At 48.3% G+C, this 23,457-nt stretch carries 18 protein-coding genes; 11 read left to right on the top strand and 7 right to left on the bottom strand.

Annotated features, from left to right (window positions below; translation table 11 throughout):
- The first annotated feature begins 179 nt into the window (after nt 1–179).
- Nucleotides 180–3,362: a glycosyl hydrolase family 18 protein gene (locus BN1360_RS22930; RefSeq protein WP_069188406.1), complete on the top strand. Its 3,183-nt coding sequence runs from the start codon at nt 180–182 to the stop codon at nt 3,360–3,362.
- 158 nt (nt 3,363–3,520) lie between these two features.
- Nucleotides 3,521–4,342, top strand: a complete 822-nt coding sequence (locus BN1360_RS22925; RefSeq protein WP_068782156.1) for an alpha/beta hydrolase — start codon at nt 3,521–3,523, stop codon at nt 4,340–4,342.
- A 67-nt stretch (nt 4,343–4,409) separates the two neighbouring features.
- On the opposite strand, the gene kduD is transcribed toward BN1360_RS22925, so the two are convergent.
- The 3 genes from kduD to kduI are packed head-to-tail and all read right to left on the bottom strand — an operon-like array spanning nt 4,410 to nt 6,828.
- Nucleotides 4,410–5,162, bottom strand: coding sequence for a 2-dehydro-3-deoxy-D-gluconate 5-dehydrogenase KduD (kduD, locus tag BN1360_RS22920; RefSeq protein ID WP_068782155.1), 753 nt, complete (start codon nt 5,160–5,162; stop codon nt 4,410–4,412).
- A 15-nt stretch (nt 5,163–5,177) separates the two neighbouring features.
- On the bottom strand, nt 5,178–5,960 hold the full coding sequence (locus tag BN1360_RS22915; protein WP_068782154.1) for a DeoR/GlpR family DNA-binding transcription regulator: 783 nt from the start codon (nt 5,958–5,960) through the stop codon (nt 5,178–5,180).
- Between the two features lie 34 nt (nt 5,961–5,994).
- Nucleotides 5,995–6,828: a 5-dehydro-4-deoxy-D-glucuronate isomerase gene (gene kduI / locus BN1360_RS22910; protein ID WP_068782153.1), complete on the bottom strand. Its 834-nt coding sequence runs from the start codon at nt 6,826–6,828 to the stop codon at nt 5,995–5,997.
- A 242-nt stretch (nt 6,829–7,070) separates the two neighbouring features.
- On the opposite strand from kduI, the gene BN1360_RS22905 reads away from it, so the two are divergent.
- The gene (locus BN1360_RS22905; RefSeq protein ID WP_068782152.1) at nt 7,071–8,582 is read left to right on the top strand and encodes an alpha-N-arabinofuranosidase; all 1,512 of its coding nucleotides are present in this window, start codon (nt 7,071–7,073) and stop codon (nt 8,580–8,582) included.
- Nucleotides 8,583–8,592: 10 nt separating this feature from the next.
- Nucleotides 8,593–8,856, top strand: a complete 264-nt coding sequence (locus BN1360_RS22900) for a DUF6171 family protein (protein WP_068782151.1) — start codon at nt 8,593–8,595, stop codon at nt 8,854–8,856.
- Nucleotides 8,857–8,910: 54 nt separating this feature from the next.
- Here BN1360_RS22900 and BN1360_RS22895 read toward each other — a convergent pair whose 3' ends face one another.
- Complete coding sequence (locus BN1360_RS22895; RefSeq protein WP_068782150.1) at nt 8,911–9,813, bottom strand: ArsR/SmtB family transcription factor; 903 nt, start codon at nt 9,811–9,813, stop codon at nt 8,911–8,913.
- A gap of 405 nt (nt 9,814–10,218) precedes the next feature.
- Here BN1360_RS22895 and BN1360_RS22890 point away from each other — a divergent pair, with 405 nt between their 5' ends.
- A complete protein-coding gene (locus tag BN1360_RS22890; RefSeq protein ID WP_068782149.1) occupies nt 10,219–10,884 on the top strand; it encodes a bifunctional 2-keto-4-hydroxyglutarate aldolase/2-keto-3-deoxy-6-phosphogluconate aldolase in 666 nt (221 codons plus the stop codon).
- Between the two features lie 87 nt (nt 10,885–10,971).
- On the opposite strand, the gene BN1360_RS22885 is transcribed toward BN1360_RS22890, so the two are convergent.
- Genes BN1360_RS22885 through BN1360_RS22875 form a run of 3 tightly spaced genes read right to left on the bottom strand, consistent with a single transcriptional unit; the run spans nt 10,972 to nt 14,047 of the window.
- Nucleotides 10,972–12,075: a Gfo/Idh/MocA family protein gene (locus BN1360_RS22885; protein WP_068782148.1), complete on the bottom strand. Its 1,104-nt coding sequence runs from the start codon at nt 12,073–12,075 to the stop codon at nt 10,972–10,974.
- Between the two features lie 14 nt (nt 12,076–12,089).
- Nucleotides 12,090–12,827, bottom strand: a complete 738-nt coding sequence (locus tag BN1360_RS22880; RefSeq protein WP_068782147.1) for a ThuA domain-containing protein — start codon at nt 12,825–12,827, stop codon at nt 12,090–12,092.
- Nucleotides 12,828–12,880: 53 nt separating this feature from the next.
- On the bottom strand, nt 12,881–14,047 hold the full coding sequence (locus BN1360_RS22875; RefSeq protein WP_068782146.1) for a Gfo/Idh/MocA family protein: 1,167 nt from the start codon (nt 14,045–14,047) through the stop codon (nt 12,881–12,883).
- A 635-nt stretch (nt 14,048–14,682) separates the two neighbouring features.
- On the opposite strand from BN1360_RS22875, the gene BN1360_RS22870 reads away from it, so the two are divergent.
- From BN1360_RS22870 to BN1360_RS22845, 6 genes are all read left to right on the top strand, one after another.
- A complete protein-coding gene (locus tag BN1360_RS22870) occupies nt 14,683–16,326 on the top strand; it encodes a sensor histidine kinase (RefSeq protein WP_195714297.1) in 1,644 nt (547 codons plus the stop codon).
- On the top strand, nt 16,323–17,873 hold the full coding sequence (locus BN1360_RS22865; RefSeq protein WP_068782144.1) for a response regulator: 1,551 nt from the start codon (nt 16,323–16,325) through the stop codon (nt 17,871–17,873). The genes BN1360_RS22870 and BN1360_RS22865 overlap by 4 nt, the downstream gene beginning before the upstream one ends.
- Before the next feature lie 93 nt (nt 17,874–17,966).
- Nucleotides 17,967–19,244: an ABC transporter substrate-binding protein gene (locus tag BN1360_RS22860; protein WP_068782143.1), complete on the top strand. Its 1,278-nt coding sequence runs from the start codon at nt 17,967–17,969 to the stop codon at nt 19,242–19,244.
- 15 nt (nt 19,245–19,259) lie between these two features.
- Nucleotides 19,260–20,135 carry a carbohydrate ABC transporter permease gene (locus tag BN1360_RS22855; protein WP_068782142.1) on the top strand — a complete coding sequence of 292 codons (876 nt, stop codon included), beginning with the start codon at nt 19,260–19,262 and terminating at the stop codon, nt 20,133–20,135.
- Nucleotides 20,135–20,965 (top strand): carbohydrate ABC transporter permease, encoded by an 831-nt coding sequence (locus tag BN1360_RS22850; protein ID WP_068782141.1) that lies wholly within the window; start codon nt 20,135–20,137, stop codon nt 20,963–20,965. The genes BN1360_RS22855 and BN1360_RS22850 overlap by 1 nt, the downstream gene beginning before the upstream one ends.
- Before the next feature lie 142 nt (nt 20,966–21,107).
- Nucleotides 21,108–23,456, top strand: coding sequence for a glycoside hydrolase family 65 protein (locus BN1360_RS22845; RefSeq protein ID WP_069188405.1), 2,349 nt, complete (start codon nt 21,108–21,110; stop codon nt 23,454–23,456).
- The last annotated feature ends 1 nt before the right edge of the window (nt 23,457 follow it).

Below are 23,457 nucleotides of genomic sequence, written 5' to 3'. Positions count from 1 at the left end.
CACGATATTGTGTTCTCCATATACCAACCCTACTGATTTATTGCTTCCCACTTGAAAGGGGGTGAGGCCTTGATTTGTGATTCGCATCGCAGTATCGCTAACAAGAGCAAGCCTGCTTAATATCCAAGTAATTTAGCGCAGATAGGGGTACCTGTTGTTCAAAAAAAGGAGGAGAATTCATGATTTACAGCAAGGTATTAAAAAGGGTCGGAATGGCATTCGTCTGCCTGTTGCTGATCATTACGTCAGTCGTATCCGGCGTTGGTGCACAAAATGCAAGCGCAGCCACTTCAAACGGAAACTATAAAATCGTCGGATATTTCCCATCTTGGGGCGTTTATGGCCGCAGCTATAATGTTACGGATATCGATGTCTCCAAAATCACACACATTAACTATGCGTTTGCTGATATTTGTTGGGATGGAAAGCACGGCAATGGCTCTACCGCTATAGACAACCCGAACAAAAATACATGGTCTTGTACCGTCTCCGGTATTCCACTTCAATCCGGTAACGTCCCTAATGGCAGTATCGTGCTTGGTGATCCTGATGCCGATGCCTTGCGCCCTACACCTGGCGGGCCAACCACCGGTTGCTGGGCCGATGCGGCCTGCGGCAACTTTGGAGCCTTGCGGAACCTGAAGGCCCAAAATCCGCAGTTGAAGACGATCCTGTCGGTCGGGGGATGGACATGGTCCAACCGCTTCTCCGATACCGCGGCATCTGATCAAACTCGAAAGAACTTCGCTAAATCGGCTGTCGATGCGCTTCGAGCGTATGGGTTTGATGGGGTTGACCTCGACTGGGAATATCCGAATGTAGAAGCGATCAAAGGCAATAGCTACCGACCGGAGGATAAACAGAACTACACCCTGCTGCTGCAAGAAATCCGCAACCAGCTGGATGCAGCAGGAGCTGAGGATGGCCAACATTATATCCTTACCATCGCTTCCGGTGCGAGTCAGAAATTCGTCGACAACACCGAACTGGGCAAAATCGCTCAAATCGTCGATTGGATCAATATCATGACTTATGACTTCCACGGCGGATCTTTTGAAGCTACGACCAGTCATAATACGGGTCTTTATGGGGATCCTAGCGATCCCTACTACAGCAACGGTTTCTTCGTGGACGGGGCAATCCAGGCTTATAAAAATGCGGGGGTGCCTATGAATAAGCTTGTTGTCGGGTTAGAGTTCATGGCCCGCAGCTGGAAGAACTGCCCTCCTGGGCCGAATAACGACGGTCAATACCAGACCTGCGCGGAAGATAACGGTTCAGTGTTCAAATGGGCTCCCAACGGAACTTGGGATGATACCAACTCCGGAAATACAGGGGTGTTTGATTACGGGGATCTCGCTGCGAACTATGTAAATAAAAACGGGTATACACGATATTTCAACAGCATTGCCAAGGTTCCTTATCTCTACAATCCAACGACAAAGATCTTTATTTCTTATGATGATACGGAATCCATCGGTTATAAGACGGAATACATCAAGAATAACAATCTTGCCGGCGCGATGTTCTGGGAATTCAGCTCCGATTGCCGCACAAGTCCAAAATTCAACTGCACAGGGCCTAAGCTGTTAGATAAGGTTGCTGCTGACCTGAGTCAAGCCACGCCGCCTGTGGATACCGTTCCGCCAACGGCGCCTGCAAATTTGACTGATGCAGGTCACGGCGACAAGAAGGTTGCATTAAGCTGGAGCCCTTCGACCGATAATGTAGGCGTTATGGCTTATGATATTTATAAAAATGGTGCGCTTGCTCTCTCGGTTGACGGAGCAACAACAACCGCCCTCATTAAAGGCCTAACAGGCAGCACAACGTATATCTTTACGGTTAAAGCGAGAGATGCGGCGGGCAACTCCTCTGCGGCCAGCAACGCCCTTTCGGTCACCACTTTACCACCAATCCTCGATAATCAACCGCCAACCACTCCGACCCATCTGGTCGCCACTGCCAAGACCAAAACGACGGTCAAGCTAAATTGGGGGGCTTCAACCGATAATGATGATATCGCCGGCTACGATATTTACCAGAATGGCACGCTAGTTAAATCAACGGAAGGCACAACGGAGACCATTACCGGGCTCTCGCCAGGAACCACTTACAACTTCTATATTATTGCCAGAGATCTGTCCGGCAACCTATCCGCCCCTAGTGATTCTATCGCTGTGACGACGCCTACCGACCCGGTTTTCCCTGCATGGCAGCCTAATACTGCGTATGCAGTCGGGGCTTATGTTACTTATAACGGGAACCTCTACAAATGTACTTATGCGCACACTTCTATCCCAGGTTGGGAGCCGTCAGCCGCTCCAACATTATGGCAGCTTCAATCTGCTCCACCTGCGGATACACAACCTCCAAGCGCACCTGCAAATCTCGCTATCACTGCACAAACATCAACCTCCGCTACCTTAACCTGGACCGCGTCTACCGATAATATCGGTGTAACAGGATATGACATCTATCAAGGTTCGAATTTGATCGGCAGTTCTACGACAACCACGTTTACCGCGACAGGTCTTCCGGCAGGCAGTGCCGTATCCTTCTACGTGAAGGCGAAAGACGCGGCAGGCAATGTGTCGGCGGCCAGCAACGTTGTGACTACTACACCAACGGCACCGGATACAGTTGCACCTACAGTCCCTGCAAATCTGACCTCCACGGCAAAAACACAATCAAGCGTATCGCTGGCTTGGGAAGCTTCCACAGATAACGTGGGTGTGACCGGCTACGATGTTTATAACGGTTCTGCGCTGGCGGCTTCCGTGAACGGCACAACGTTCTCGGCGGTTATTACTAGTCTATCTCCGGCTACGACTTATACCTTTACTGTTAAAGCCAAAGATGCGGCGGGCAACGTCTCGGCTGCTAGCAATATCGTAAGCGTCACTACCGATGCATCCTCTCCTACGGATACAGTTCCTCCTACCGCTCCTGCAAATCTGACTTCAACAGCCAAAACCCAAACTAGTGTAACCCTGGCTTGGGGAGCTTCTACAGATAACGTGGGTGTGACCGGCTACGATGTTTATAACGATTCCACGCTGGCGGCTTCCGTGGACGGCACGACGCTTACGGCGGATATTACTAATCTATCTCCTAATACGGGTTATACCTTTACTGTCATAGCCAAAGACGCGGCGGGCAACGTCTCGGCTGCTAGCAATGCAGTGACAGTTACAACCGAAGCCTCTACACCAACCGTGGATGCATGGGTGGCCAATAAGGCATACGTCAAAGATGATTTGGTGACCTATAACGGAAAAGTGTATAAATGCCTACAGCCGCATACGTCGCTTGCTGGTTGGGAGCCTGCGAATGTGCCTGCTTTGTGGAGTCTTCAATAAATCGAGCAGGAGGGGGCGGTAACGTTCCGCCTCTCATCTTGGAGAGCATGAAAATACAATGTCGTAAAACTAGGCCCTTTTTAGGGCCTTTTTTCATTCTCCTTAAGCAACCATTTGCAGTATAATGAGGGATATACGGCATAAGAGGAGAGGACAAGATGATCGAGAAAATCGTTGAAATATGGGATCAGGGTACATATGCTGGCCAACTGGAGGACGGTTTTACCCCCAAGCTGGAAACTTACATTTTAAAAGGCGAGCAAAAAAGAGGGGCGGTTCTGATCTGTCCCGGCGGTGGTTATGGATTTACATCCGAGCGTGAAGCGGAACCGATCGCACTGGAGTTCAATGCAGCCGGGTTCCATGCCTTTGTCTTGTATTATAGCGTAGCCCCAAGGAAGCATCCGCAGCCATTATTGGACGTGTCCAAGGCAATCCGTATCCTTCGGGAGAATGCGGAAGCATGGAATATTATTGCCGATAAGATTGCGGTCTGCGGGTTTTCTGCTGGCGGCCACCTGGCAGCAAGCCTGGGAGTCCACTGGGATAACCCGCTGCTTCAGGATGAACAGGGGCAGGGCACGGACATTTATCGGCCAAACGCATTAATTCTGAGCTATCCGGTGATTTCAGGCGGGGAGCATGCGCATCGGGGTTCTTTTGATAATTTGTTAGGCGAGGACCCGGAGGAAGCGCTGCTTACTGAGATGTCTTTGGAGGAGCAGGTGAGTGAGAAGACGCCACCAGCGTTCATCTGGCATACATTCGAGGACACGGCGGTTCCGGTGGAGAACAGCCTGCTGTTCGCCCAAGCGATGCGCAGACATGGCATTCCGTTCGAATTGCATATCTATCCGGAAGGACCGCACGGATTATCGCTGGCTACCAAGCTGACGGCCACAGATGAAGGGCAGATCGATCCTCATGTGGCGACCTGGATGGATCTGTGCATCCAATGGTTAAGCCGGCTTTTCTTATAAAATAAAAAAGAGCTGCCACAGTCCCTAAATAAAGGAACTGCAGGCAGCTCTTTGATCTAGCAGGAGATTATCTTGCCATCCATCCGCCATCAACACACAGAACATGACCGTTCAGGTAATCGGAAGCCGAGGAAGCCAGGAATACGGCAGGACCCTTCACGTCGTCAGGAGTACCCCAACGTCCTGCAGGAATTCTCTCGGTGATCGAGGCCGTTCTCTCTTCGTCTGCAAGAATTGGCGCAGTATTGTTGGTAGCCATATAGCCGGGAGCAATACCGTTGATTTGCAGACCGCTTGCTGCCCACTCATTGGCAAATGCCTTCGTCAGACCGGCAACGCCATGCTTGGACGCAGTATAGCCTGGTACATTAATTCCACCCTGGTAGGAGAGCATCGAGCAAATATTGATCATTTTTCCGCTGCCTCTCTCAATCATGTGTCTGCCAACGATTTGTGACAGAAGGAACACCGTGTTGAGGTTAATATCAATAACGTCAAACCAGTCTTTTTGACTGTGATCCTTGGCTGGAGTACGACGAATAATCCCGGCATTGTTCACAAGAATATCTACATGTCCGGTCAGTTCAAGAGCCTTGTCGAAAGTTTGTTGTAAAATAGAATGATCGCTTAAATCAACCGTAATATCGGAGGCTTTCCGGCCCAATGCCTGAGCGGCCTTAACAGTCTCTTCACTGGAGCTGTAGGAAGCGCAGACAATGTCTGCTCCTGCTTCTGCGAGTCCTAGGGCGATGCCTTGGCCCAGCCCACCAGCTGCGCCGGTTACGAGAGCTGTCTTGCCAGATAGATCAAATAAGTTCATGAGTATAACGCTCCTTTATGGATTGGAATGGCCGTGCTCGTAGCCGCTGGTCAAAATTCGGATGCCCATATCCTTGTAGGGTTTAGCAATCTCGGCTGTAAGTCCGCGGTCGGTTATGATGGCGCTGATCTCGTCGAGAGATGCAAAGGTCCGCAGAGCGGATTGTCCGAATTTATGATGATCGATAACGGCAAACGTCTCACGGGCTGTATCGATTAATGCGCGCTTGAAATCAATCAAATCACCGGTATATATGGATAGACCATGTTCTGGATGAACGCCTGTCGTCGATATGAATGCTTTCTGAATATTGAGCTGCCGCACGTAGGCATTTGCTTCCGAACCGGCAAGCATATTGCGTACCCGATATCCCCCGGGAACAACAAGAAGGATCTGATCCTTGGTTGCAAGCTCGCTGATGATATAGACGTCGTTGGTCACTACCGTAAGCGGCTGATTATCCAGCCGGCGGGCAATTTCGAGCGTTGTGCTGCCACCGTCAAGGGCGATAATATCATTTCTGGCGATATGGCGAAGCGCTTCATAGGCGATCTCAACCTTGGCGTCTGCATTTTTGGCAATCGGCTCTTTGGAGGGCAAAATACCGAATTGATCGTCCTGGGCGAGAATCGCTCCCCCATGGATGCGGCGAATCAGTCCCTGTTCCTCCAATTTAGACAGATCCTCACGAATCGTCTTCCCTGTTACCTGCAGCCGCTCGCTCAGCTCTGCTACCGTAACCTCTTTATTCATCAACAATACTTCCATGATCTTCTCGTAGCGTCGGATCGGGTTCATAGCGGGCCTCATTTCTTTTCGTACATTTGAACCTTTATTTTAACTCTTTCATATCTACTGGGTCCATATCGGAGTAGATTTTGTTATCTCCAGCCATGCTCCAGATGAAGCCGTAGTTGCTTGTGCCCACACCACTATGCACGGACCAGCTAGGGGAGATAACGGCTTCTTCATTTCTCATAATGATATGTCTTGTTTCGGTAGGCTCACCCATCATGTGAACGACTACAGCATCTTCAGGCAGGTCGAAGTACACATAAGCTTCCATCCGGCGAGGATGGACGTGAGCTGGCATCGTATTCCACATATTGCCCGGTTTGAGCAGGGTCAAACCCATAACCAGCTGCGAGCTTTGAATTCCGTTCTCATGAATGAAACGATAGATTCTGCGCTCGTTAGAATTGGTGATCGAACCCAGTTCAGCGGATTCCGCATCTTTAAGCGTAGCTTTGGCTGTAGGGAATTCTTTATGGGCCGGAGCGGAGTTCAAATAGAACTTAGCCGGTTTTGCAGCATCCTTGCTGTTGAAAATAACTTCTTTGCTGCCCATGCCTACGAACAAGCATTCTTTATTATCCAATTCGTATACGGTTCCGTCTACAGTGACGCTTCCTGCTCCGCCAATATTGATAATACCAAGCTCGCGGCGCTCCAGGAAGAAGGATACACCAAGTTCCTTCAGATCGGTCTCCAATTTAACCGCTTCCTTAACCGGATGTGCTCCGCCAATGATCATACGGTCTTCATGGGTCAATACGAGTTCCAGTTTGTCAGCTGTAAATAAAGTTGGAATATGAAATTCCTCGCGCAGGCGCTCCGTATCGAATTGCTTAACCTCATTTGGATGAGAAGCATAACGTCTTTCCATGTGAATAGTCCCCTTTACAAAATAGTAAGTTCTTTAATGTTCAATTTACTCCATTTATGTTCATTTATCAAGTTCATTTTGGTTTATTTATAAGTTTAATATCGTTATCCGTAAAAAATGTTGGGATTTGAGTCGTAAGAAGCATGGAGCGCATTGACGGACTTGTAAGAGCTTTATTATAATGTTAATAAATATATTTATTAATTAATTTTTTTATTAATTAAAGTGAAAGGCGGGAGACAATGGCTTCTAGTGCTGTGTTAAATGCAGATATGCGAAAAGGACTTATCCACAAAGAGATTTACGGACATTTCTCCGAGCATTTGGGCAGAGGGATCTATGAAGGCATCTGGGTGGGCGAGGATTCACCAATTCCGAATACCAAGGGGATTAGAAACGATGTATTGAAAGCGCTGCAGCGCATCAATATCCCGGTGTTGCGGTGGCCAGGTGGTTGTTTTGCAGATGATTATCATTGGGAGGATGGGATTGGCCCGCGAGAGACACGCAAACGAATGATTAACAAGCTATGGGGAGGCGCTGTTGAAAACAACCATTTCGGGACTCACGAGTTTATGATGTTGTGTGAGCTGCTTGGCTGTGACGCTTACATAAATGGAAATGTAGGCAGCGGGACCGTGCGGGAAATGTCCGAATGGGTAGAGTACCTTACGTTTGGCGGAGAGTCTCCAATGTCGTCCATGCGTGCAGCGAACGGACGGACGGAGCCGTGGACCGTAAAATATTGGGGTGTTGGCAACGAGAACTGGGGCTGTGGCGGTAATATGCGCCCGGAATATTATGCGGATCTATATCGCCAGTATCAGACCTATGTCCGCAATTACGGCGATAATAAGCTTCAGCGGATTGCCTGTGGTCCCAATGGGAACGATTATCGCTGGATGGAAGTTCTCATGCGCGAGGCATCTTCATTTATGGATTCAATCACACTGCATTATTACACGATTCTCGGTCCGGACTGGGAAAATAAAGGGGACGCCACCGGCTTCAATACAGACGAGTGGTTCACAACGCTGGGGCAAGCTCTGCATATGGATGAGCTGATTACCCGGCATAGTGCGATTATGGATCAATATGATCCAGATCAGCGTATCGGACTGATCGTTGATGAATGGGGAACCTGGTACAATAGGGAGCCGGGATCGATGCCGGGGTATCTGTATCAGCAGAATTCCATCCGCGATGCACTGGTTGCCGGTGTTACCCTCAACATTTTTCATCGGCATAATAATCGGGTAAGAATGGCGAATATCGCGCAAATGGTCAATGTGCTGCAAGCGTTGATTTTAACGGAAGGCGAGCGAATGCTCTTGACGCCAACCTATCATGTATTTGATATGTTCAAAGTGCATCAGGATGCTGAGAGAGTCGAATTCACTTGCGAGAGTGAAGCTTATCGTCATAATGGCCGCGATATTCCTGCCGTATCGGCTTCGGCTTCCGTAGACCAGGAAGGGATTATTCATATTAGCCTTTGTAATCTGAATCATGCGGATAACCATGACCTGACTATCGATTTGCGCGGTCTGGATGAGAGGATCGGGGAGCTCGTTGTATCCGGTACAATATTAGCCGCTACTGAGATCGATGCTCACAATACGTTTGAACAGCCGGATCAGGTTGTTCCACAGCCTTTTAATGCCTTTGTTCTGGAGGGCAGCAAGCTGAGCGTTCAATTGCCGCCTATGTCAGTCGCGGTGCTGGAGATCAAGCAGCAAGCGGCAAAGGCATAAAAGGTACAGGATGAGCACGCAAAATAACGGATGCAAAGGCTGTCAGGAGGAGTACAAGGTGACGGAGGAGAGCATCCGGCGCCTGTTGGCCTCTCCCATGTTCACTTCTGATCATTGTGTAGATGATGAGGTATATGCTGAGCGGCTGCGAATTTGCAATGGCTGTGCCAAGCTGCTGGATGGGGTAAACTGTACCGTTTGCGGTTGCATCATTCCTGTTGCCGCCAAGCTGAAGCGAAAGAGTTGTCCGCTGCCGGGCGGCGCGTTGTGGTGAACGGTATATAACCCAAGTAGCGCTATGTCTTTGTTTAGGCCAGGTGGCAGGGATTCAAGTATAATAAAGTTCTGATATAAGATGCTCGTTATAGTTGCCGAAGCCTTTGCCAAACAGCGTGAGGCCGCCAATATGACGGGCATCTTCTTCTACAGAAAGCCTGAAGGTCCATTGCTTTCCGCGGATGTTGACGTCATTTAGCGTAATCTCCGAAATCTTCAGACGATCTACATAAGTGCCTTCTCCCGTAATGCGCAGCTGCTTGAGCAGGCCATACTGGTTGATATGGTTCGCCCACCATTTTGGTGTGTATTTTCCGCGCTGATCGCCGAAATCGCCGGGGCTTGTCCAGAAGCCGAGCTTGACCCCGTTCAAGGTGAAGGTAATATCCGATGGCCAGTCATTGTTCGTCTCCGGAGCTTCGGAAGCGATTTCCATCGAAATAACTAGTTCCTCCGGATTTTGGCTTGCCAGCAGGAAGTTAGGAATTTTATACTCTACATAGCCTTTCCCGAACCAGAGGATGCCGGCATTCATCCGTTCGTGATCCCAGAAGAATCGGGGGTCATCGAAGCCGCCGATCATATGCTCGGTCGTAGCCAGGCCGCAGGTCGGCTCGATCTGGAAATCGGAATAATGGCCCACCGGAATTTCCGTGCGGTAGCTTTTACGTTCATTCTGCATTTTATTGGGGAAAATAATCTCGATGCCGTCAGCGGATAAGGTGCATATCTTCTGCAGACCGCTCCGCCCGGGGGCCATATGACTGCTGATGAGGTTAGCATTCTCCAGCTTGCGAACATGCATCGTCATTATCGCGCTGCTTAAATTCAGAGCTTCTGCCAGCTCCTTGATATTCATCGGCTTCTCGACCAGCAGCGTCATGATCCTCAGACGAACAGAGCTGGACAGCGCTTCATAGACAGGCAATGATCGTTCGGTAAGATCCAGTTTCATGGCGAGCCTCCTAATATAATTAATAAATATGTTAATTATTAATGATTATATTTGGTATTTTCCCGTTTTTCAATGTGGGATGAGTTTAGGCAGCGTTATTTCTATCAAAAATAGGGTTATGAAGCCGGGATTTTTCCATGAACGAGACGTGTTTTGTTAAAGCGTATAGGCTGCTCTGATTGAGTTAATCATGCTTAGCAGTCTCGAAAGCCAGAAATAAACTGTGGATATACAGCGCAAAATGGAGTATTGTGGATTTATGAACGGAAATGAACCATTTAGGTCCAAAAGAAACGGCCGAGAAGGAAAATTCATTATCGGAAGGTCTGTTTTTTGAGAGAGATGTTTTATCCTTTAGGCAACTATCAAAATCCAGAAGATACATGAGGGTGAGGAGAAACGATTATGAAGAAAATCCAGCTGATCCAAAAGATTGCGCAAGAAGGTGTCGTTGCAGTGCTTCGCGCTGAGACGGCCGAGGAAGTTGTCGCCATGGCCGAGGAAGCGATTGCCGGCGGAATTAAAGTCATTGAGATTACGATGACAGTTCCATTTGCTTTGAAAGCGATTGAGGAATTGTCCCGCAAATATAAATCTGATTCAACGGATGAGGCCGCTTATGCGATTATTGGGGTAGGGACGGTCCTGGATGCTGAGACCGCTCGTGCTGCAATTCTTAGCGGTGCAGAATTCGTGGTGTCTCCGTTCCTCAGCCCTGAGACGGTTACCTTGTGCAACAGATATCGCGTTCCAGTCATGCCGGGAACAATGACGATTAAGGAAATTAACGAGGCGCTTGAGCTAGGAGCCGATATCGTAAAGCTGTTCCCAGGCAACCTGTACGAGCCATCGGTGATCAAAGCCATCAAGGGGCCATTGCCACAAGCAAACATTATGCCAACCGGCGGAGTATCGCTGGATAATCTGAGCGAGTGGATTAAAGCGGGTGCCGTTGCCGTAGGCATCGGCTCCGATCTGACGAACGAAGCGGTGAAGAACAAGGATTTCTCGTTGATCCGCAAGAAGGCGGCAGCTTACGTGGATGCTTATCGCCAGGCGAAAGGCATCTAAATTGAAGTCATTAGCCCATAAGAAAGAGCGAGCTCCGATCCGTTCAGGATCGGAAGTCTCGCTCTTTTTCGGATCATGTATATCGCGCTAATCCAGCGTATAAGGCTGAAGCTCCAGCGGTAACGGAGCCGGGCGGCTGCAGGTACTCTGCATTAGATAATATTGCCCGGAGTCCGAGGAATCGTGGAAGCCCCACATCGCTTCAAGCACATGATAAGCCATCTCTCCATTGGCCCGGTGCGGGCGTCCGGATTGCAGGGCATAGGCCATATCGGCGACGCCGATCCCGCGAGTATTCTCGTTATACCCGGCCAGCAGCGGGACCTCGGTCCATTCGTTCTCTCCAAGCTTGCGATACTTGACCGGACCGCCGAAGGTATTCGGGTCGGGAACGAGCATCGTTCCGTCCGTTCCATGAATCTCAAGCGGAGGCAAGCTGCTTCCGCCGAAAATATCGAAGCTCATGATCAGCGAGGCAATCGCTCCGCTATCAAATTCAAGCGTTCCGGCAACATGAGTGGGTATTTCCACAGGAATCTTCTTGCCGTGCTTCTTCTCGCTTGAGATTGTCCGCTCCTGCAGCGCCATTCCGGTAATTCCCGCGATCCTTGAGATAGGGCCCAGCAATTGAATCAGCGCTGTCAAATAATAAGGCCCCATGTCAAACATCGGCCCTCCGCCATGGGCGTAGTAGAATTCGGGATCGGGATGCCAGTGTTCATGCCCCCGGCTCATCATAAAGGCTGTCGCTGACACCGGACGGCCAATCGCCCCGTCTTCGATCAGCTTCAGCGCTGTCTGGATACCCGCTCCCAGGAAGGTCTCCGGTGCGCTGCCTACGAGCAGCCCTCTCTGTGCCGCAGCTTGTAGAATACGCTGCCCTTCCTGGCGTGTAACCGCAAGTGGCTTCTCTACATACACATGTTTGCCGGCTTCCAGCGCCTTTAAGCAGATCTCCGCATGAGCCGCCGGAATAGTCAGATTAATAATAATCGCAATGTCCGGATCGCTAAGAAGTTCCTCGGTAGAGCATGCGCGGGGAATATTATATTTAGCAGCTTGCGCCTTGGCCCGTTCCACATCAAGGTCAGCGCAGGCGCTCAGTTCAAGAACTCCGAACTTGGCGCAATTCTCCATATATATGTCGCTAATTTTACCGCATCCAATAATGCCAACCTTCACGCTATTCATGTTCATTTCCCCTCTTATGCGTTGTTGTACTGATTGTCACCCATGCCTGTGTATGCTTTGCCGCCCAAAGCTGCTCCATCGCTTAGCGCCAGCTCCTTGCCCTCGGCCGCCCAGAGCAGTCCCCGGATCATCAACTCCTTCACTGGAGGGAGATCGACGATGTCGGCATGGTGGCCAAGAGAGTTGTAATATACTCTTCCCAGACCCCAGCGCTTCGTCCACACAACAGGCATATCCACTGCTTTGTTCAGGCGATGCGGACCGTCAATGATAGGGAAACGAGTCGTAGCCAATACTTCAACGGCAGGATCCACATGCAAATAATATTGCTCCGTACTTACCATAAAATCAGAGATGCCTTCGACAAGCGGGCTGGAGGAGGATTTGATCTCTACCTTATACTCCACGCCATCATTGCCGGGATGGGCTACCCATTGGCCGCCGGTCATAAATTGCCAATCCACATTGTTGCGGAAAGAGTCGCACATGCCGCCATGGCATCCGGCCAATCCGGTTCCGGCCTGGACCGCTGCCGATACATTGTTAACGAGTTCCTGAGAAATCTCTCCCATCGTCCACACGGGAACGATCAGATCCAGACCAAGCAATTTCTCGGCATCTGCATATGCATCCAACGTGTCGGCAACCTCCACCTCGAATTGATGCTCCAGCAAAGCGTTTTTGAAAATGGTCGCTACCTGCTCTGGTTCATGTCCGTCCCAACCGCCCCAAACTATTAATGCCTTTTTCATATGATCGATCTCCTTAATAGAGGTTATTTAAAAGTCGCTCTTTGCTGTTTTTCTTACATTTCAGCGATCTCAACCCAACGACGCTGTTCGATCGAACGTTCGACGGCTTCGAGTACGGCCTGGCATTTTACCCCGTCCAGGAAATTGGGCACAGGTTGTCTGCCTTCGCGTATTGCATCTGTAAGCTCCAATACTTCATGGATGAATGTATGCTCGAAGCCGATCGTATGGCCGGGAGGCCACCAGGCTTCAGCGTAAGCATGGGCCGGATCGGTGGCGAGAACACGCCGGAATCCCTGCACATCCTCATCATCCGAGTTGAAATATACCTCCAGCTCGTTCATTCGCTCAAAATCGAATTTGACGCTGCCGAGACTGCCGTTGATCTCAAAAGAATTCGTAGAGCGATGGCCTGCGGCGAACCGCGTCGCCTCAAAGCTGCCTATAGCACCATCCGCAAATTTGGCCATAAAGAGGGTGGCATCATCAACAGTAACCTGACCTCTAGGCGCATTTGGATTGGTACTGCCTGTAGCACTAAGTCCGGTCATCTCTTCGGCCAGCGGACGTTCTTTAATAAATGTCTCGCTCATGCCGATGACCTCATCGATATCCCCGATAAGATAATGAGACAAGTCGATCAGATGCGCACCCAGATCCCCGAGTGAACCGGAACCGGCGATATCCTTCTGCAGCCTCCATACCAGCGGGAATTCAGGGTCCATAGCCCAATCCTGCAGGAACCAGGCGCGGAAATGATAAATTTTGCCCAGCCTGCCGCTCTCCACCAGCTTCTTGGCGAGCTGCACCGTAGGGGAAAAGCGGTAATTGAAGCCGATCATATGGGCGACGCCAGCCTCTTCTGCGGCTTGAAGCATGTCCCGGGAGTCAGCTAATGTAAGCGCTAACGGTTTCTCGCAAAAAATATGCTTGCCAGCCTTCGCAGCGGCTAAGGCAATCTCTTTATGAGCATTGCTTGGCGCGTTAATATCAATTAAGTCGATGTCATCCCGGGCGACAAGCTGCCTCCAGTCGGTTACAATCTCCGACCATCCTAATCTGGAAGCTGCTTCTGCGACCGCTTGTTCATTTCTGCCGCATAGTACAGCCATCTCCGGTTTGAGCGCCTGTGGAAAGAACATAGGAAGAGCACGATAAGCATTGCTATGGGCCTTGCCCATAAATTTGTAGCCGATCATCCCGACACGAAGCTGGTTCATATCATCCCTCCATGAATCAATAAATTGGTGCTGCTTATGAACATTATAGAAAAAAGGCCCAATTCACACTCGCCAGTTTATGCAGAAATATAGTCAAAAAATGCGTTTTCATAAAATAGTTTTCGCAGATCGGATAATCTGTTTGGAACCGTGCTTAGTAGGATTGCTTTGCCTGTTGTGCATCTTTGATCACGCTGTATTGCAAAGTCAGGCCTTATAAAGCAGTGGGGGAAGTCGTGTGCGGATATTACGGACTGGAATAAGGATGAAACAAAAAATCAGGGTCGCCCTTAATTCATCGGAAGATGATCGGGGTGGCCCTGTTTGCGTAAGACTAACCCAGGGGAGTAATACTAATAATCCATTGATAAATTTCCTTCAAGTAGATAAAATATTATCAACCGCTTTCATTGATAGCCTATAATCCCTCATCTGACCCGTCCGTTTCTTTGAAAGCGGAATCAAAGCCTGGGCAAGGGGGATTCTTTTGTAATAACAGTCTGAGATATAGGGGGAGTATGATGAACTGGCTCAAAGGGAGTTTATTTAGAAAAATACTGATTATTATGCTATGCGTTGCGATCCTGCCGTTTTTACTGGCGAGTTTATTCGCTTTCCGTACAATTTCAAGCTCTATGAAGCAGCAAGTAATCGACTTGAATCAAAATGCAATGGAGATTATATCCAATAATTTGAAAATTTACTTTGACGATTTGAATATGCTGACAAGCTCTTTTTATGTAGATCCGCAGTTAATGAGCTATTTTCGCTCTAAGGAAACCTCTCCGCTCCAGAAGCTCTACATATACAACAAAGTGAACACGATGTATATTAGTCGTTCTGAGTTTCATGGAGTTCAATATATCAGCAAAACTAAAAATCTTACCTTTACCTCCTCGGATGTAAACAACAACGATATAAAACAAATGCTTGGCAACTACGATGAGATCAAAGGTGAAGCTACGGTTTATAGTGTAAAGGATCTGGGCGGCAAAAAAGTACTGCTGATCCAGAAAAAACTGGTGGATTACCCGGGCTCTGAGGTTCTGGGGACGATTAACATTTATGTAGGCCTGAGTGAAATTGACAAATTGATTCATACTCAGCTTCTGCAGGACAGTGCCTATTTCCTGTTGATTAATCAACAAGATCAGTTTCTATACAGCTCGCTGGAGCAAACAAGCGGAGTGCAGCATCTTCAAAGCAAGATGATGAACGGCAAGGGTTCCTTCGAAGGGGAAATGAATGGGAAGAAGGGGGTTTTCATTTATTCGAAAAATGCGAATGATAACCTGCCTTTCACTTTAGTGAAATATGTATCCGACTCAGTCATAAATGAGTCCGCTTACAAGACGATGAGCCAGTCCGTTGTCATCCTGCTGATCGCGATTGTCCTTGTCGTTGTTCTTGCTGTTATTCTATCTTATTTCATCATATTTCCGATCAAAAGACTGCTCCGCAGCATGGTTCGGGTTGAGCAGGGCTACTTTGACATTAAGAGAAAAAGCCAGAGGACGGATGAACTTGGTATTTTGGAGAACCGCTTTTATACCATGGTTCAGAATCTCGATGAATTTATGAACCGGGAATACCGTTACAGGCTGGAATTATCTACAGCCCAATTGAAGATGCTGCAAGCGCAGATTAACCCCCACTTTCTGTACAATACAATGCAGTATATAGGTACGGTTGCATTAAAAATGAAAGCTTATGAAGTCAGCGACAAGATCGCTGAATTAGGGTCAATTTTGCGCTACAGTATGGATTTTCGCAGCGACGTTGTCATGTTAAGCATGGAAATTCGTCATATCGAAGATTATATGTCCATTCAATTGGGGCGGTTCAAGAATAAATTGAGCTTCGACATGGTTTGTCCCCCGGAAGCGGCTACTATCGAAGTACCGAAGATGCTGCTTCAGCCGCTGATTGAGAATAGCATTGTTCACGGGATTGAGCAGGGTCGCGGATACGGAAGCATCCGGCTTGAAATTGAATTGAGTCCACAGGGAGAAGCGGAAAATAAAGCCTTGCTGATTCGCGTAATCGACAATGGGAAGGGAATACCAACTGAGAAAATCGCTGAGATTCACAGCGATTATTTAGAGAATAAATTGCAATACGGTCAAAACGGAATCGGATTAATTAACGTACTGCAGCGTTTGCGCCTGCGCTACGGATCTGATTTTTCGTGGGAAGTGACGAGCGTACCGTATGAAGCAACGATGATAGCCTTGAACATTGGATTGGACCAGGGCGAAGAGAGGAAGGACCCGAAATGAGAGTATTAATTGTTGATGATGAAGAACATGTTAGAGAAGGAATTGAGCTGGCGGTGGATTGGGATGAGTATGGCATTGACGAGAGGCTCCAAGCTGAGAATGGCAGTCAGGCCTTGGAACTCATCCGTGAATATAAGCCGGAGATCGTCTTTTGCGATATGAGCATGCCGGAGCTGAACGGAATTCAATTGCTGGATCTCATTCGTCGCGGTTTTCCGGACATTCAGGTTATTGTCGTTAGCGGATATGATGATTTTATTTATACTCAGGCTACGATTCGCGCCAAGGGTGTGGATTATATATTGAAGCCTTTTAAAAAACGGGATCTTGAGCAAGCGCTGTCACAGGCCGTTGATTTATGCGAGCAGCGTGTGAGCAGCCAACGGACTAGCCGGGATACGGGTTTCCTGGTTCAACAGGCTGACAATGTCGTTATGGAACAGAAAATGTCTCAATTGCTAAAGGGCGATGATACATCTATAGCTGAAGTGGAGAACTATTGCCGGAACCTGGGACTATCACCGGATAACGTAAGAATTTCGTTCATTCTGATGAAGAACGGCTCTCGTCTGATGAAGCAGCGTTATGACGGGGATAACAGCCTGTTCTCTTTCGCTATAAAAAATATGGCGCAAGAGATGCTAGCAGGTTTTGGGAGCCATCTTCTTTTTTGTTTTGAGGAAGAATTGTGGGTTTTGGTTACAGCGGAGGCTTCAGGCAGCGGGATGAGGAATTCCTTAAATTTCTATATTAACAAAATGACAGCAGCATGGCGTTCGACGATTGGATTGGAGACATTTACCGGAGTGAGTCAATATGTTTCGAATTTACTAGAGATACAGCAGCAATATTCGAGTGCACGCGCGGAGTTGATCCAATCTTCTGTCATAGCCGGGCAGCAGTCAGACCTTGACAAACCATCGTTATCCGACAGGGAGCTGCAGCTTAATATTGCGTTGGAGAATGGTGACAAGCTGCGGGTTGAAGAGATAATCCGCGGATTTACAGCAGAGCTTGGGCAGTATGGGCATCTTAGTCTGGCAGAGCTTCAGCGTTATACCAAAGAAGCTAATTATATACTTGAACGGGCCATTCTGCAGATGAACAAGGATCTGGAAGGCGTGTCCTTATCTCCATGGATTAGCTGCATTAAGGAGTGGGAGAGCAGATGGATTCAACAATGGTGGCGGCTGATCGAGGAATGTGGGAACAGTGGTTACGAGGGCAGGAGCATACAGTTGATCCATGACTATATCGAACAGCATTTTCATGAGAATTTCTCCCTGAATGAACTGGCGGAGAGGTTCCATTTTAGTCCCCAATACATTGCCAGAAGATTTAAGGAGAAATACAACATGACCATCATTAGTTATCAGATGGAGCTGCGCATGGAGAAGGCAAAGTCTCTACTGGAATATACCGATCTGCCGGTGGTCAAAATCTCCGAGATGATCGGCTACCAGGATGAGAGCTATTTTAGCAAGGTGTTCCGTAAGCAACACGGCTTGCCCCCATTAAAATATCGCAAGAGGATACAAGGTTCATAAAGTACTATTTTGAGTAAAGATAGTCTATGTTTCGACATCAACGGAATTCTTAGAATAGAAGTGTAGCAAACAACAACTTAGGGGGTTAAGAAAATGCGCAAGGTTATGCTAATGCTTCTCACCAGCGTCGTGGCTTTGTCCATAATCAGCGGCTGCGCTGGTGGAAGCAGCCCGAAGAACAGCGAGGGCTCCAGTGCGGATTCGGGAAGTTCGAATGGCAAAGTAACGATTAAGATTATGGATTTCAAGACAGAGATCACCGATAAAATCAAGGCGATGGCTGCCGATTACATGGCTGAAAATCCAAATGTCACGATTGAAGCTCAGGTTACCGGCAATTATGATACCCTGTTGAAAACCCGTTTTGCGGCTGGCGATGGACCGGATATTTTCATGACGAGAGCTTACACAGACATTCAGGATTGGTCGGAAAGACTCGTTGACTTGTCCGAAGAGCCATGGATGGATAAAGTGATCCCATCCTCAGCGCCAGGGATGACTGTTGACGGCAAGAAGTATGGTTTCCCGCTTGCTGTTGAGGGCTACGGATTTATTTACAATAAGGATATGTTTGCTCAAGCGGGTATCGATAAGCTGCCTGCAACATTAACGGAGCTGAAGGAAGCCAATGAGAAATTGAAGGCCGCGGGCATTTCTTCCTATTCTGAAGGCTACAACTCGTTCTGGGTGCTTGGGCAGCATTTATTCAATCTTCCGTTTGCTTATGAGCCGGACTCGGAAGGCATGATCGCAAAGATGTACAAAGGCGAAGCAAAGATCGCTGATTTGCAAAACTTGAACGGGTTCTTTGATGTCTTGGACATGACGATTGACTACGGTAAAGGCACGGATACAATCGGCCTTAACTATGATAATCAGGTTTCCGATTTCGCCTCCGGAAAGACGGCTATGATGCAGCAAGGCGTATGGGCCATCGACTCGATCACGAAAATCAATCCTAATATGAATATCGGGATGTTCGCGATTCCTCTGAACGATAATCCTGAAGATACGAAAATGCCGGTAGGTGTGTCGACTTATTATTCGATTAACAAGGATTCCAAGGTGATTGAAGAGAGTAAGAAGTTCTTGACCTGGCTGCATGAAAATGGTCAGAAGTATATCGTTGACTCTTATAAGATGATTCCTGCTTTTACGGATTTGGAAACGACGCCTGACCTTGGTCCACTGGCAGAAGATCTGGACAAGTACTTGAAGGATGAAAAGACGCTGATTTGGTCGTTCCAATTGTGGCCGTCCGGAATTGCGGAAGACTTTGCGGTACCTCTGCAAGCCTATGTCGGAGCCCAATATGATAAAGATCAGACTATCCAAGAATTGCAGAACATTTGGGATCAAAAAGCAAAATAAATAGGAATGATTAATATGACGATTAAATCTCGCGGATGGTGGATTTATGCGGCTTTTGTCGCACCGGCTATCCTGTTCTTCACATTAATAATTCTAATTCCCTTCTTGAGAGCTATTATCTTCAGCTTTCAGGAGTGGGATGGAATTAGCAGCAACATCAGTTGGATCGGATGGAGGAACTATCAGAATTTGTTCCACGATGCTTCGTTCTGGAGGTCCTTTACATTCACGGCCAAATATGTGGTCGCAACCACAATTTTGCTGAATGTATTCGGATTATTGCTGGCCCTTGGACTGAACCGGGCGATCAAATTCAGGAACCTGTTGCGGACGGTTTATTTTCTGCCTTATGTTATGGGCTCTGTCATTGTAGGCTTCATCTGGAAATTTATTATTACGAATCAATTTAGTCAAATCGGGGCGGCAACCGGCTGGGCTATTTTTCAAAAAAACTGGTTGAGCTTGCCCGATTACGCCTTCTGGTCTATCGTTATGGTCGCTGTGTGGCAGTCTGTCGGTTATTTTATGATCATCTATCTATCCGCGCTGCAGGGCGTTCCTAAGGATTTGGTAGAGGCTTCGGAGATCGACGGGGCCGGGTACTGGAGCAGAATGCGAAATGTCGTATTTCCCCTGATCAGACCGGCGATTACGATCAATCTTTTCCTGGCTATTGCCAACGGGTTTAAAGGCTTTGACCTGAATTACTCCTTAACGGGCGGAGGTCCCTTTGGCACAACCCAATCCTTAGCCTACCATATTTACACGGAGGGCTTTGGAAGAAATATGTTCACATATGCCTCCTCCAAGTCCGTTATATTCTTCCTCATTCTCGCTACGGTCACTATTGTCCAGTCACTTGTGCTGAAGCGCAGGGAGGTTGAGATGTAATGAAAAAGCGCGAAAATAGATGGAATTGGGTTATATTCGCCATATTATTTGTGATTGCTATCTTTGTATTTTTTCCGTTGTATGTAACGTTTGTGAATTCATTCAAATCCTATAATGAGGTTGTTTCATCGGTTGCATCGCTTCCCAGCACACTTCATTTTGATAATTTCAAGACGGTATGGACGCAATTGAATTTTGGCGGGGTATTCATGAACTCGCTAATTATTACGGTCATTTCCGTAGTCGGCATCCTGTTGATCAGCGCACCTGCGGCCTATCAATTTGTACGCCGCCCCGGTTGGGTGAGTACGGTACTATTCATGCTCATCCTATCATCGCTGGTCATTCCGTTCCAGACATTGATGATCCCTCTGGTGAAAGTTGCTAGTGAGATGTATATGATGGATTCGATTGGCGGGGTCATTATCATGTATTGGGGTTTCGGAATCCCCTTGGCGGTGTTCCTGTATAACGGATTTATCAAAGCGATTCCCCGTGAGCTTGAGGAAGCCGCTCTGATTGACGGCAATGGAGTTGCCGGAGCGTTCTTCCGCATCGTCCTTCCCTTGCTGAAGCCGATCACCACAACGATTGCGATCCTGCATTCTCTATGGATCTGGAATGATTTCTTGCTTCCGTTGATTACGCTTAGCTCCAAGAAGAATCAGACGATTCCGCTTGCTTCATCGGTTTATTTCGGGCAATACATGAATGAATGGCATTTGGCGATGGCTGCTTTAACCATGGCGTCGATCCCGGTCATTATATTCTTCATCATGATGCAGCGCAACATTATCGATGGAATTACGGCGGGTGCGGTCAAAGGCTAAGCAGCGGCTTACAGCAAGTTAGAAAAGTTTGATGCCCGTCCTCCCTCTTCTCGGTGGGGAACGGGCATTTTATATGGTTGGAATGGAAACGAAATGAATGACTTGAGGTGCGGGAAAAGCATCGGACAGAAAGGAAATGATCATGGGAATGAAATATGATCTGGGGACGGGGAAGGAGAAGAACTGGATCGTTGCCGAGTCATCCTTCTCCAGCAGCTTGCTTGGGAAGGCCGAGGCAGTCATGTCTCTGGGCAACGGTTATATAGGTCTGCGCAGCGCTGCGGAGGAGCCGTATGTAGGTGAAGTCAGAAATCTGTTCGTAGCCGGAACCTTTAATAAATCGGATGCGCAGGAAGTGTCGGAGCTCCCGAATGCTGCTGACGTGACTAGATTGAATATTTTTATAGATGGGGAAAGGCTGGATGCGTCTGTACGGACGGAGGATTATGTGAGGGCCCTGAATCTGAAGACCGCCGAATTAAGAAGGTCGTTTATTTGGACAACTTCTTCCGGCAAGCAGGTGGCATTGAAATTCAGAAGGTTTGTATCGTTGGATAACCTGCATGTCATCGCTATGAAGATGGAACTGGAGGCGCTGAACGATGATGTGAATGTGAGTGTTGAGAGCGGTGTGAACGCTCAGGTATCCAATAGCGGGGCACAGCATTTCTTTGAAGGCGAGAAGCGGATTTACGATAAAAAGTATGTGGAGATGGTGACGAGAACGGTAGAATCCAATATTAATTTTATGTTCCACACCGTACATCATGTTACTCTTGCCGATGCCGAGCTGGATCAGCCGTTTATGCGGATGGACCGCCGATTGATTATGCTCAGTTATCAAGGAACCCTGATGAAGGGGCAAAAATTCTCGCTTGAGAAGCTGACAACGGTGCATACCTCCCGGGATAAACAGTTTGACGGAATGGGGCCGCAGGAGATGCGCGGCTGCGCTCTAAATACCTTGAAGCAGTGCGCGGCTGAAGGGTATGAGGAATTGTTCGCCCGGCATGCTTGCGCATGGGAGCAGAAGGTGTGGAGGCAGTATCAGCTGAATATCCAATCGGAGGATGAGTTCGATATATTGGCCGCCCGCTTCGCCCTTTATCATTTAACGGTGATGACTCCGGCTCATGACGAACGGATGGGAATTGCGGCTAAGGGACTGAGCGGCGAGGGCTATCAAGGCCATTCCTTCTGGGATACGGAAATGTTCATCCTTCCGTTCTTTATTTATTCCAATCCCGAGGTGGCGAGATCGCTGCTGATCTATCGTTATTTAGGACTTGAAGGTGCAAGGAAAAAAGCGAGAAGCAACGGCTACGAAGGGGCCATGTACCCGTGGGAAGCCGCATGGCCCAGCGATGGCGAGATGGCCCAGGAATGGGGCCGCGTGGATATCGTTACTGGCAAGCAGACAAAGATCTGGACCGGCTTTATCGAGCAGCATATTACTGCCGATGTAGCCTTTGCGGTATGGCAATACTACATGGTTACAGGCGATCGGGCCTTCATGGAGAATTATGGCTATGAGATTATTTTTGACACGGCCCGATTCTGGGTCAGCCGTCTGGAATGGGATGAAGCAAAGGGGCAGTACTGCATTCATGATGTAATCGGCCCTGATGAGTATAAAGAGCATGTGGATAACAACGCGTTCACAAACTATTTTGCCCATTTCAATATACAGCTTGCTATGGAGTACTACAGTAATCTGAAGGAGAGCGATTCTGACGTATTCCATCGTTTGAGTGAGCTGCTGAATTTGGAGCATGCGATGGAAGCCTGGATGAAATGCATCAATAAAATCTATCTTCCCCAGCCAGGAGAGGGTCTTGTTATTCCACAGGATGATACTTACTTGACGAAGCGGATCATCGACTTGACGAAATACAAAAATCAGACGCATGTGAATACGATCTTTGAGGATTACAGTCTGGAGCAATTGAGTGATATTCAGGTGTCCAAGCAGGCAGATTTGATGATCCTCTTCTACTGGTTAGAGGACAGGTTCAGCAATGATGTGAAGATTGCCAATTACAATTACTATGAGCCGAAAACGATCCATGACTCTTCCTTGAGCCTGTCAACGCACGCGATACTAGCCAATGATCTCGCCGATCGTTCCCTCGCTTACCGATTGTTCAGGCAGGCCTGTGAAATTGATCTGGGACCCGAGATGAAGTCATCTGATTTGGGAATGCATACAGCCTCCATCGGTGGTATTTGGCAGGTGATTGTGATGGGCTTCGCGGGCATGCGAATGCTGCATGGCGAATTAAGGATAAATCCGCAGCTGCCGGAGCATTGGAGCCAGCTGGAGTTTATGATCAATTGGCAAGGACAGCGCCTGGAATTGGAGGTCACGGCGGATCGGCTTATCGTCAAGGCAACGGATCAGGTTCCAGTCAAGCTGAATGTTTACGGGAAGGAATACCGTTTCGACGATGTGCTGGTGGTTAGCCTGACCGAAGCGAGAGGAGATGACTAAC

Source organism: Paenibacillus sp. GM2 (assembly GCF_900069005.2).
Classification (GTDB): domain Bacteria; phylum Bacillota; class Bacilli; order Paenibacillales; family Paenibacillaceae; genus Fontibacillus.
The sequence above is the reverse complement of the archived record's forward strand: the minus strand, read 5'-3'. Positions and strand labels throughout refer to the sequence as shown.